The 12,174-nt window shown below is 33.0% G+C and carries 14 protein-coding genes; 5 read left to right on the top strand and 9 right to left on the bottom strand.

The features are described from left to right. Positions 1-27: 27 nt before the first annotated feature. The 3 genes from F7888_RS04260 to F7888_RS04270 all read right to left on the bottom strand — a co-directional run bounded on the left by F7888_RS04260 (position 28) and on the right by F7888_RS04270 (position 5,009). Complete coding sequence (locus F7888_RS04260; protein WP_191777538.1) at positions 28-1,590, bottom strand: response regulator transcription factor; 1,563 nt, start codon at positions 1,588-1,590, stop codon at positions 28-30. A gap of 5 nt (positions 1,591-1,595) precedes the next feature. Next, entirely contained in the window at positions 1,596-3,335 is a 1,740-nt protein-coding gene (locus tag F7888_RS04265; protein ID WP_191777540.1) for a cache domain-containing sensor histidine kinase, read from the bottom strand. Positions 3,336-3,698: 363 nt separating this feature from the next. Next, complete coding sequence (locus tag F7888_RS04270) at positions 3,699-5,009, bottom strand: ABC transporter substrate-binding protein (protein ID WP_191777542.1); 1,311 nt, start codon at positions 5,007-5,009, stop codon at positions 3,699-3,701. Between the two features lie 342 nt (positions 5,010-5,351). Here F7888_RS04270 and F7888_RS04275 point away from each other — a divergent pair, with 342 nt between their 5' ends. Further along, the gene (locus tag F7888_RS04275; RefSeq protein WP_191777544.1) at positions 5,352-5,729 is read left to right on the top strand and encodes a PH domain-containing protein; all 378 of its coding nucleotides are present in this window, start codon (positions 5,352-5,354) and stop codon (positions 5,727-5,729) included. Between the two features lie 85 nt (positions 5,730-5,814). Here the strand turns inward: F7888_RS04275 and F7888_RS04280 are convergent, their stop codons facing one another. Both F7888_RS04280 and F7888_RS04285 read right to left on the bottom strand, forming a co-directional pair. Beyond that, positions 5,815-6,576, bottom strand: a complete 762-nt coding sequence (locus tag F7888_RS04280; protein WP_191777546.1) for an N-acetylmuramoyl-L-alanine amidase — start codon at positions 6,574-6,576, stop codon at positions 5,815-5,817. A gap of 170 nt (positions 6,577-6,746) precedes the next feature. Beyond that, entirely contained in the window at positions 6,747-7,034 is a 288-nt protein-coding gene (locus tag F7888_RS04285) for a late competence development ComFB family protein (protein WP_318246225.1), read from the bottom strand. A gap of 214 nt (positions 7,035-7,248) precedes the next feature. Between F7888_RS04285 and F7888_RS04290 the strand changes: the two genes are divergently transcribed. From F7888_RS04290 to F7888_RS04300, 3 genes are all read left to right on the top strand, one after another. Beyond that, entirely contained in the window at positions 7,249-7,422 is a 174-nt protein-coding gene (locus tag F7888_RS04290) for a hypothetical protein (RefSeq protein ID WP_191777548.1), read from the top strand. Between the two features lie 326 nt (positions 7,423-7,748). Further along, positions 7,749-9,206 carry a UDP-N-acetylmuramoyl-L-alanyl-D-glutamate--2,6-diaminopimelate ligase gene (locus F7888_RS04295; protein ID WP_191777550.1) on the top strand — a complete coding sequence of 486 codons (1,458 nt, stop codon included), beginning with the start codon at positions 7,749-7,751 and terminating at the stop codon, positions 9,204-9,206. Positions 9,207-9,279: 73 nt separating this feature from the next. Beyond that, positions 9,280-9,708: a DUF2621 domain-containing protein gene (locus F7888_RS04300; protein WP_191777552.1), complete on the top strand. Its 429-nt coding sequence runs from the start codon at positions 9,280-9,282 to the stop codon at positions 9,706-9,708. Between the two features lie 71 nt (positions 9,709-9,779). On the opposite strand, the gene F7888_RS04305 is transcribed toward F7888_RS04300, so the two are convergent. The 3 genes from F7888_RS04305 to F7888_RS04315 all read right to left on the bottom strand — a co-directional run bounded on the left by F7888_RS04305 (position 9,780) and on the right by F7888_RS04315 (position 11,470). Next, positions 9,780-10,265, bottom strand: coding sequence for a CcdC family protein (locus F7888_RS04305; protein ID WP_191777555.1), 486 nt, complete (start codon positions 10,263-10,265; stop codon positions 9,780-9,782). Between the two features lie 33 nt (positions 10,266-10,298). Further along, complete coding sequence (locus F7888_RS04310; protein ID WP_191777556.1) at positions 10,299-10,658, bottom strand: response regulator; 360 nt, start codon at positions 10,656-10,658, stop codon at positions 10,299-10,301. 104 nt (positions 10,659-10,762) lie between these two features. Then, the gene (locus tag F7888_RS04315) at positions 10,763-11,470 is read right to left on the bottom strand and encodes a cytochrome c biogenesis protein CcdA (protein ID WP_191777558.1); all 708 of its coding nucleotides are present in this window, start codon (positions 11,468-11,470) and stop codon (positions 10,763-10,765) included. A 237-nt stretch (positions 11,471-11,707) separates the two neighbouring features. Between F7888_RS04315 and F7888_RS04320 the strand changes: the two genes are divergently transcribed. Next, positions 11,708-11,872, top strand: coding sequence for an aspartyl-phosphate phosphatase Spo0E family protein (locus F7888_RS04320; RefSeq protein ID WP_225228613.1), 165 nt, complete (start codon positions 11,708-11,710; stop codon positions 11,870-11,872). A 49-nt stretch (positions 11,873-11,921) separates the two neighbouring features. On the opposite strand, the gene F7888_RS04325 is transcribed toward F7888_RS04320, so the two are convergent. Next, the gene (locus tag F7888_RS04325; RefSeq protein WP_386756494.1) at positions 11,922-12,134 is read right to left on the bottom strand and encodes a YneF family protein; all 213 of its coding nucleotides are present in this window, start codon (positions 12,132-12,134) and stop codon (positions 11,922-11,924) included. Between the last annotated feature and the right edge of the window lie 40 nt (positions 12,135-12,174).

Here is a 12,174-nt window from a genome sequence, read left to right on the forward strand (position 1 = left end):
TATACATTCATTCTTTATCCAGCTAGATTATTTTTTCGATGTTTCGAATAAACTCTTATACTCTCTTGGTGACATCCCAGTATATTTTTTAAAAGCTAAACTGAAGTAATGATTTTTATCACCAAAGCCAGTGAGCTCTGAAACCTCAAACATTTTCAAATCTTCTCTAGTCTCTAACAGAACTTTTGCTTTTTCCATTCTGAGTTTATTTACATATAATGAAAAACGTTCCCCAGTTTCACGTTGAAATATGCGACTCAAATAGTCTTCATTCATAAATAATATTTCTCTAGCAATTTTCTTCAAACTCAAATTAGGTTGATCTAAGTTTTTTTCGATATATGAAATGACTTTTTCAATCGCATTACTATAGATTTTTGTAGTATGTTCATAGTTTGATTCTGCTATTTTAATCCCAATACGAGTAACAAACTCTTCAATTTGTTGAATTGTTGTCATTTCATCAAGCTGTATAACGACTTGAGCATATGAATCTAGTGGCTCAGAACGACTTTGCTGAATCATATTAAGCAAAAGTTCCATACAATACATTTTAGTGAGGTCAATCCGTTCCTTACTAATCATCAAACGCATGAAAAAATTTCGTATTTGTTCTTTCACTACCTCAATATGGCCTGTTTTTATTGAAATAATAATCTTCTCAATCTCTTTGTCTCGGTTCTTTAGTGCTTCTCCACTCCCTAAGTCCACGTCTTTCTTTGTAATCAAATGACCCTCACCAGTATAAAATCCGTATTGTAAACAATCAGAAATATCAGAATACATATGTCGAAGTTCCTCCAATGGGGCTTCATCACTTATGGCGATAAATGTCTTTTTGTTATAATATCTGAGAAAAATTTGTTGAATATCTTCTAAAGGAGTTTCTAACTCTAAATGATCGACAGCTCCAATTAAAATTAATATATCTCCTTCGAAAATCGTACTTATTTGTAATCTAACTGATTCAAGTGATTCATCTGCGATGTTTTTTAATGCAAACCTTTCAATTAGGCTACATTCCTTCTCTGGTCTCAGCAATACGAGTTTAAAGCTTTGTTCGGTCAAATTAAACATCTCTCTAAGCCGTAAATATTCACTATCCGTATAATGATCACATTTGATTGCTTCAATAAGAAATTTTTCTTTCATTTGTGGCATTGCTTCATCCCAATTATCACTCATTTTTTTTAGAAGCAGATCTTTCTTTTCCACTTGTTTGATCTCTTTGACAACTTTATCTAATGCCTCAGTTATTTCTTTCTCATCACACGGTTTCAAAATATAATCCTTTACACCATATTTTAAAGCAGTACTTGCATAATCAAATTCACCATATCCTGATAAAACAATAAAATACGTATCCAATAGTTGACTTCTAACATTTGAGATGAGTTCAAGTCCGTTCATTTCGGGCATCATTATGTCTGTTATCACAATTTCAGGTTTACGTTTTTTAATTACATCGAAAGCTTCTACCCCGTTTTCCTTTGCCCCAATAACTTCAAGCCCAAGTGCTCCCCAATCAATCAACTGTACAATCCCTTCACGAATCATTCTCTCGTCATCAACTACTAATACCTTGTACATGATTATTAGCTTCCCCCCCTATAAGGAATAATTAAAGTCACACAAGTCCCGATTGTTTCTTGGCTGTGGATGGTTAAACCATACTGATCTCCGAAGCTTAATTTAATCCGGTCGTCTATATTTTTAAGTCCAATACCAGTGCCAGAGGTTTTGATGTTTCTCTTTTGGAGTTCAACAAGGTCTTTTTCTTTCATACCTGGACCATTATCAATAATATCAATTTTAATCCATTCCCCATTTCCCTCGATTAAAACTTTTATTTGGCATATCCCCGCTTTTCGTTCTAATCCATATTTAATGGAATTTTCTACGATAGGCTGTAAACTCATCTTCACAATTTCTTTTTCTCGCAAATGATCTTCACAAATAACCTCAAACTCCAGTCTTTCTTCATATCGAAAACTTTGAATCGTGATATATGCCTGTACAAGTTTCAATTCTTCACCAATTGTCGTCACATGATTAGAAGTTTGTGTAGCTTTTCTCAGGATATCTCCCAATGCTTTAACCATAGTTGATATTTTATGCTGTTTGTTTATTCTTGCTTCCCAATTAATTGATTCAAGCGTGTTATAGAGAAAATGAGGATTAATTTGAGACTGTAACGCCTTTATTTCAGCTTCTTTTATTAATAACTGTTTAAGATAATTTTCCTTAATTAATGAATTTATTTTGTTAATCATATATAGAAAATCATTGTGTAACTGGATAACCTCATCACCGCTATCTTGTTTTGTACAGGACATCCCGGTTAATTCAAATTCGCCGTTCTCCACTTTCTTCATCCGTTTACTTAAATTAATTATAGGCGTTGTAATACTTCCTGAGAATTTAACACCGACGATAAATAGAATGACCATTAGTATGACAAAGATTATAAACAAAGTCATTCTGATTAATGATATGCTATTAAAAATATGATCATAGGAAACTAAAGTATAATAGGACCAGCCAGTGTAATTTGAATTCACATCTGTTACAAGATATTTACTCCCATTTATATTCTGAATGTTATATTTACCATCTTTCAAAAGACCAGGATCAAATTCTAATGACTGTAACGAAGGATTTTTATAAATTTCATCATAATTATCTGTATAGATTAATAACTCGCCTCTAAAATCAGACCAAGTACCAGAGACCCATTTGATGAGCCATTCGGGATCAATTCTTACCAGAATATAACCAACAGACTGTAATTGCCCCACCGTTCTTAGTTTCCTTGCAACAACAAAGCTAGAATCCCCTTCCATTGGCTCAATCCATGTGATTTCTCCAGAACTAAGATCGAGTGTATCTCTAACTTTTTTCAAGTAAATACCATTAAAGACAGATACACTATTTCCAACCGTATATTCTCTTCCTTTTTCATCAAAGTAGCTTACCGACGTAATATAACTTTCTGATTGTGATAATCCCAGTAGCTTTGTTCTTAACTCAGTGATTGCTTGATAGCGTTCATATGAAGATGGTATGCTATTAATCTTTACTAGATTGTCTTGAGTCCTCCCTTCAGTCAGCAAAGAGAAGGTAAGTTTATCCATCTTTCTCAATTCATTTTCAATAGTAGTTGTATATAGATTTAACATTTTCGAGGAAAGATTAAGCAATTGTTTATCATATACGTAATTTGTTATTTGAATTGCTGACAAGCACACAACACTAATTACAATTACAAACATTGAAATAATCACCATAAACTTCCACTTAATTGAAAGGGTATTGTAGGAATTCCGAATATTCAATTGTAACTCCTCTTTCTTATTTATCTTAGCTCAATCAACTACCTAATCATTTTTTGTTTATTTATAAGCTTAATGATACTAATTTGAAGGACAATTAAATGAAAGCACTTACATAATTATGTTGGTTTAATTAGAAATATTCCGCACAATCCTTTTTACAAGTTCGTCATCGGATAGAGGCTCACAATAGTATTCTCTAAGTATCTTAAATTGATAGTATGTTAATTTTATATTGCCTCAATTACAATCATATATCAAGAGGTTATTCAAGATCGAATAGATAAAAAAATGACCCCGGATTTAACCCGCGATCATTATAAATGATAATTATTTTGTGAGGTTCTTCAGTTTCAAATTAATTAATTATTGGTTTAAAATACTATCAGCCTGTTCTCTAAACTGTGTTGCAGCTTCTTCTGGCTCGATTACTCCATATGCTATTTGCTCAGTGATATTCCTTAATAGACTGATAATTTCTCCTGCTTTTGCTGGATCTGGTCCACTATATGGTGAACTATTTTCTCCTACCCAAGCTACATAGTTGAATACTTGTTTTTGTGGCTCAGAAAGTAACGGTAATAATGCTTCTTGGACTTTAGGAGATCCAGGAACGCCACGGTCTCCTAGCATTAACTTATTTGCTTCAATATTGTTCGTATAGAAGTCGATAAATTTAGCCGCTTCTGCTTTATTTTCAGAGTTATTCGCAATAGACCATAATAAACCAGGTTTTAAGAATAATCCTTTTTCTGCATTTGGTCCAGGTAAGCCAACGATTTCAATCGGACGATTTGCAGCAGATTGAATACCAATTAACTGGTTAGACCATTGAAAAAGTCCGATTGATTGTTGTTTGACAACAGGGTCATCTTCAAGTCCTTTTACTTGAGCACTTTCGTCAGGTGATTGTACTGCTTTTTTATTTACCATATCTGCATACATTTTATAGAAATCAACAAACAATTGGTCATCTTCATAACCTAATTTTGTCCCATCTTCACTATATAGTCTTTCTCCATGTGATCTTAAATAATAATTAAAGGTCACATCTGGAGCTGTACCAGGACCATTTTCGAAATAAATGCCATTCTCTACAGCTTTATCCGCCATAACTTTGTAATCATCCCATGTCCAGTTCTCATCAATTTTGTCTACACCAATTTTCTGAAGTGCCTCAGGGTCATATTGGAAAGATAATGCGTTTACTCCACCATTCATTCCATAGTATTTATCTCCTATTTTCCCACCGTCAATAAAATTTTGGGAAAGATCTGAAGTATCAATCTCATTCCCTAAGTATGGAGCTAAATCAGCTAACTGATTATTGTTTCCATATTGAATAATGTAAGAAAGGTCCATTTGGATAATATCTGGAAGCTGTCCAGCTGACGCTTGTGGAGCTAATTTCTTCCAATAATCATCCCAGCTTGCATACTCTGGTTGGATTTTCACATGTGGATTGAGTTCCTCATACAATTCAATCATTTTTAAAGTGTAGTCATGTCTTGGCTCCGCACCCCACCATGCAATGCGAAGAGTAACTTCTTTATTTGCTTCTTCACCTTTACCTTCCCCATCATTTGAACTTGGTTCATTTGTTGTCGTATTACCACTACAAGCTGCCAAAGTGAACACCATTACTACCGAAATAAATAACATCATCCACTTCTTCATTTCATATATCCCCCTTGTTTGTTTAATTTGATTTCTTTCCATTGTTTAATAACTTGTGAGATGGATATTCACCTCCTTACCCCTAATATTAAGCGCTTACATTTAACTTTTCATTACACTTTCCCTACTTAAAGTTTTAATTTTCCGACTTTTATTTGATTATGCTGTATTCTTATTCTGCTTTAAACGCTTTTCATGTGATTACACTATAACTTATGCTCTACTTTTCTATAATAATACTCCCGAAAATCCCAAAGAATTCTATGTCCGTAACAAATGTCTCTTTGGTTTTAACCATCTTTTGTACTATAATGGAAAAAGATAACAAAAGGAGGAGTTTTCATGGGATTTCTTGATGGTATCATGGGAAATGCTTCTGAAGCTGATATACACTCAGTTTCAAAAGAATTAGAAATGATTTTAGCCGATCATGAAAAAGTAGAAAAAGCGTTTAAATTAATACGAGACTTAATCGTATTCACTGACAAGCGATTAATATTGATTGACAAACAAGGCATTTCAGGTAAAAAGGTTGAATACCATTCGATTCCTTACCGAAGCGTAACTCACTTCAGTGTAGAAACCGCTGGAACCTTTGATTTAGATGCGGAACTTAAAATATGGATCTCTAGTACGACCGAGCCTGTTGCAAAACAATTTAAAAAAGATAAGAACATATACGATGTTCAGAAGGCTTTAGCCTCATATGTATTAAAATAGCTTTTCTTCCTCCGCATAGGAGATTTTTTTTTAACTACTAGAGCATTAGAAAAAGAGGGCAAAAGCCCTCTCTCCACCTATTTTGTTACTCTTGATACACAAGCACATCAAAACCTTCATTCTTGGCTCGCGCTGCTAAGCGATCAGCATTATCTTTTGATGTAAATGCACCAATTTGAACCTTATACAGATCATCTGTTCGTAACACAATTGATTCAAAGCCTTTTGACGATGCTTCGCTCGCTAGAGCATCCGCGTTTGATTTGTTTCTAAAAGCACCAATTTGGACTTTGTATAGATTCGTTGGTTTTTTCTTTAAATTGAAAGCTCTAGCTATACCATTGGCATGTCCTCTAGCAATTTGATTTAAGAAACTTGTAGACTTTAATTTTTCCGCATCTTCTGCATGATCAATAAAGCCATTTTCTGTTAATAATGCTGGCATTCTCGTTGCTCGTAATACATGAAAGTTCGCTGTTTTTTTACCTCTGTCACGGAAATCAACTTGTCTCAGTATTTCCTCATGAACTAAGTTTTGATAGCTAGTTGTAGGAGAACCTATACCAGGATAAATAAAACTCTCAAATCCCGTACCTCCACCAGCGTTTACATGGATTGATAAATAATAATCAGCATTCCAATTGTTAGCAGCAGTTGTTCTATCAGTTAAGCTAACAGTCTGATCAGATGTACGACTTAAGCGAACAGAAACTGCCTCATATTCATTCATTAAAATGTTTCTAAGAGAAAGTGCTATTTGTAAAGTAAGACGCTTCTCTTCCAAACCATTCCCAACAGCTCCTGAGTCATTACCACCATGTCCAGGATCGATAAATATTTTCACCATAATATATCACCACCTCGAATTATTATATGAGAATGGTAATTTTCTTGTGTGGACAAATATCTTATTTTACTTATATTCTATACATATTTCAGACAACAAGAAAAAATCCCCTAATCAAAATCAATGGGGATACTGTTTCTCTAATTTTATTGAATTTCTCACAAATGTTATTACTTACTTCCTTCGTGATTTGGGTATTTGCCTACTAAATATATTGAACTAATTATTCGTTTATTAATCCACTTTAAGTTCTCTTTTGTGTTCAATCGTTCAAAGACACTTTGTCTACCTTCCTCTGTTGTTACATAATGACTAGGCAAACTATTTAAGCTAAGAGCAATTATATCTGTTCTACATTTCTCACATTTACAAAATACTTGAAAGTCCGAACCAAGCATTTGAACTGTTACTAATGTTTCAACAAGTTCTTCCATTACATTACTATATCTTTTTGCCACAATAATCTCTCTTTCCTTTGTACGAATATCTACATTAACTATCCATATTATACCCTATTTCTATCACTTTGGAGAAAATTAATTATAGGAAGTTATGTATAAATTCACCACATACTATTTCTTTAATCATCTAAATTAATAAAAGATTTAAAACTGGTATACATTTCAAAATAAAGGCAATTCTATAGTTATTCAATTAGAGGAGGTGATTAAAATGGAAGTGAATATGAGTGCAGAAGAAGTTCTACAAAATATTCAACAATTAAAAGTAACCGGGGGAAACCTAAATAAAAAGAATGTAAAAAAGACGAACCCTCAATTAATGAGACATGCACTTCATTATTTTCCTGACTGGAATAGTGCAATAGAAAAAAGTAGTTCCATTTAACAATTTGGTTCCTTGTGAATCTGACAAATGAATTGATTTTTCGTTCAAAACATCAACTATTAGTCATACTCTTACATATAACCTTTTATCTCAATTCTTTTGTCAGTTTTTTTATTCGAACAATCCGACCTCATGGCCTCCTCTAACAATCACTTTCTTTCATGTATGGCTTCTTGCACGAAATTGAATACTATCTATTCTTGGGTAGAAAAGATGTCGACTGGAAATACTACTTCGTGAATTATCATGAGGTTAAATAATTGACATGAAACAATCTCTCAACTCAGGTCATTTTAGGGCTATTTTTCCAAAAGGAGTTATGCTTAATGCTATTAGAAGATTCACTCTCAAAGGAATTAATCACAATAAAATCGATACTCAAAAAAGGGATTTCAGGAGTACATTTTGATTCTCGTGAAATTAATGAAGGGAATCTTTTTATAGCTATATCAGGGACTGCTATGGATGGTCACCAATTTATAAAACAAGCCATTGAAAATGGTGCTGCTGCCATTATAGGTGAGAAAGAACTAACAGATTTGAATGTTCCCTATTATAAGACCTCGAACAGTCGACTCGCATTAGCAAAAGTAGCAAGTGAGTTCTACAATCACCCATGGAAACGGCCAATCATGATTGGCATTACTGGTACCAATGGAAAAACAACGACCTCATATTTACTTCGTCATATTCTTGAAACACAAGGAATTTCTTGTAGTTTAATTGGAACGGTCAAACATATTATCAATGGCAAGGATTTTTATTCAACTCAAACCACACCAGACCCAATACTTTTACAAAAATTATTAGTAGAAAGTACTGACGAAGTTATTATAATGGAAGTTTCATCACATGGTTTAGATCAAAATCGTGTTTGCGGTCTTAAATTTGATATAGGTATTTTTACAAACCTCAGTCATGACCATTTGGATTATCACTCCGACCTGGACTCATACTTTTTAGTAAAAAGTAAATTATTCACATTATTAAAAAGTGAAGGAGAAGCGATTATAGGAACATATAGTTCATGGGGAAAGAAGTTACAAGAAAAGCTGAACCTACCATCTTCAAGGATATTCTCTTTTGGTACTGATGCACAAGATGATTATGAGCTTATAGAATGGAATCAAGGAAATCACCGATGTATCATCCGTGATTTCACAGAAAAACAGTCCTTCCTTCAACCAATTCCAGGTTTGCATAATGTCTGGAATACATTAGGTGCTTATTCAGTAGCAAGAAGATTAAAAATTGAAGCAAAAGATATTCAAGAAGCTCTATTAACGTTTCCTGGAGTACCAGGGAGATTTGAAACCTATTCGTATGCTGAAAGACCTACAGTGGTTGTTGATTATGCGCATACACCAGATGGATTAGATCACACATTAAAAACAGCAAAATCACAACATCATTCGCAATTATTTCATATTTTTGGTTTTAGAGGAAATAGGGATCACTCAAAGAGAGAAACAATGTTACAAATCTCAGTTTTCTATAGTGATTTTGTCATATTAACATTGGACGACTTGAATAATGAAGACTATGAATCACTTGTAAAAGAAATGAAGAGAATGGCATCAAATATAGGAAATAATATAAAAATCATTCCTGATCGAACGTTAGCTATTGAGTACGCATGGAAGAATGCTAGTGAAAAAGACCTTATTATTATTACAGGTAAAGGCCCTGAAACGTATAAACAAGAATTTGTATATCCTTGCAATTCTGATAAAGAAACAATCGATTATCTTCAAAACAATATAAGAAAAACACATCAGAACTAACATCAAGTTTGTTTTCTAACCTTTTGTAATCATGTATAATGTTATTATCGGTCTTTTTATGAGGTGATTTTTTATGTTAAATGGTTGGTTTTTATGGTTTATTTTATTCTGGGTAGTATTCTTAATAACAATGATGTTCATTGGTGGATTCTTTATGTTTCGAAAATTTCTTAAAAGATTTCCAAAAGAAGATGGTAAATCTGAATTAGATTGGCAGGAGTATTACCTCGAACAGTCAAAAGATCTATGGAACGAAGATCAAAAACAATTATTAGAGGATTTAGTTAGTCCTGTTCCAGAGTTATTTAGAGATGTTGCAAGACAAAAAATCGCAGGTAAAATTGGTGAAATTGCAATCAAAGAAAATGCCACTGAAATTACACAAGATTTATTAGTTAGAGGATACATTAGTGCAACACCAAAACGTGATCATAAATTTCTTATAAAGAAATTAAAAGAAAAACAAATTGATACAACCCCATACAAACAACTTTTTTTATAAGTTGTTTGTATCAAAAGAAGCTAGTTCAAATCCGACACTCAATGTGTAGGTTATTTGAACTAGCTTCTTTTTTACATTTCAGATCTAGATTGTAATAATTCATGATGGACCTTTTTATATTTAAGATACATCGCAGCTCTCCACGGAACTATCATAGCAAAGGCTAATAACCAAAACATTCCGCTAAGTTCTCCAAAATCAATGGTTGAGCTTAGGATCGTTTTCATCACAATTCTAATAATGAGCAACCCTACTAAAATATAAATAAACGCTTTAGATCGCTTTAAATAAATTTCATTATCTTTGATTTCAAAAGTTGATGTTTTTATAAGAAGAATCGAAAATAAACAACCTACTATAACAGCTTCTACAATCTGTATTGGTGACACTCGAAACATTGGAAGAATAAACATCAAAGCCCCCGTACTCATAAATATAGGAGGAAGTACAATTTTTTTTACACTGGTTGGTTTTTTTGCGGCACGCAATCGAACAAAGATAACTAAACTTGCCATCAAAAGTGCCATGATCGAAGAAGCAATAGCCAAACATATCATCCTTATCTCTATTTCGTTCTAACAAAGTATTTTTTAACTCATTACCCTTTTAACAGCTTCCAATATCCTATTTTCGTCAAAAGGTTTTAAAATAAAGTCCTTTGCACCAGCTTCAATCGATTCAACGATCATTTTTTGGTGCCCCATCGCTGAACACATAATCACTTTTGCTTCAGGATTAGTAGCGATAATCTCTCTTAGCGCTTCTATTCCATTCATTTCAGGCATCGTTATATCCATTGTAACTAAATCTGGTTTAAGTTGGTTATACAGGCGAATCGCCTCTTGTCCATTTTCTGCTTCCCCAACAACTTCATAATTTGCTCTAACTAAAATTGTTGATAATGTCATACGCATAAACTTTGCATCATCTACAACAAGAATTCTTGACATTATGCTGCCTCCTACAATTACTTGCTATCAATAATCTACGTCTTTTAATTACATTATAGCAGATTCGTTACTTTAGTCATATCAATTATACCATTTTCAATCAATCAAAACCCTGTAAATCCACCATATAGACTAGTAAGATATACCGTAATCTTTGTCATCCAATCAAAGAATAATACAATTCCCATAAAAATCATAATATATCCACCAATTTTCATGATTTTAACACTATGTCGTTTAATCCACTGCATTTTTCCAATAAAGAACGATAAAACGAAAAATGGAACCGCAAAACCGATAACATATGCCATCATATAAATCATTGCAGAGCTAGGATTAGATGCAGCTAAAAGAATAACAGAAGATAAAATTGGACCAGTACATGGAGTCCAACCTGCTGCAAAAGCCATTCCAATAAAAACAGATCCGATATATCCAGAAGGTCTATGTTTAAAGTGAATTTTTCTTTCCTTCATTAAGAATTCTGGTTTTAATACTCCTACTATAACAAAACCGAAGAAGAGTATTAGAACTGCACCTAGTTGGCGAATTAAATCTTTATAATCCCAGAAGAAATTCCCTAAAAACGAAGCACTGAAACCTATTGCAACGAAAATAAGTGAAAAACCTATTAAAAAGAAAATAGTATGTAGTATACTTCTTTTTTGAAGCAATATTTGATCAGATTTTAATTCTCCTACTGATACACCTGTAATATATGACAAGAAGGCAGGATATAGTGGGAGACAGCATGGTGATACAAAGGACAAAAATCCTGCACCAAATGCTAAAAAGAGATTAAGATCACTCATTTCATACAACTCCTATACTGACAACATTTAAAACATAATAAATCCATTATATTATATCATAGCACAATAAATCATTTATTGACTGATGAAAGCTTCCACTTCCCAAAAGTTATTATAAGAAAAAGCAACAACCTTCATCTACCAGTTATTTTCCTTTGAATTAATTTCCAATATCGTATATAATGAAATCTATAAGACTAGCTATGGAAAGGAAAACTTCTAGTGTCGAAAAATGAAATGCTGCGGATTATAGAACGAAAAAGAGCAGAATTAATAGAAATTGTTCACAAAAATGGCCTAAGTTCTTCTAAAACCATCAAGTTTAGTCAAGAATTAGATCATCTATTAAACCTATACAATAATTATCCATCAAATAAAACCGAAAGTCTCTCAAATCTTTGAGAGACTTTTTTCATGCAAAAAGGCACCCATTTTGAGTGCCTGTCCACATTTATTTCATCTGTCCATTCATTGCTTTTAGCATTTGATTGATCTTCTTTTGAGAAGGTTTCATTCCCATTTGCATCATCATCACTTTTAACATTTGCTCGTTAATTGGCGGATTTTTCTTTAAATAATTCATCATGTACTTACGAGCGATGAAAAACCCTAGTGCTACCCCAGCAAGTAATGCCAGAACACCTACTAGAACATATAACCACATACTTATTTCCTCCTTCATGTTGTCTACATTACAGTGTACT

Origin of the sequence: Litchfieldia stipae (assembly GCF_014837155.1) — a bacterium.
Lineage (GTDB): Bacteria > Bacillota > Bacilli > Bacillales > Bacillaceae_L > Litchfieldia.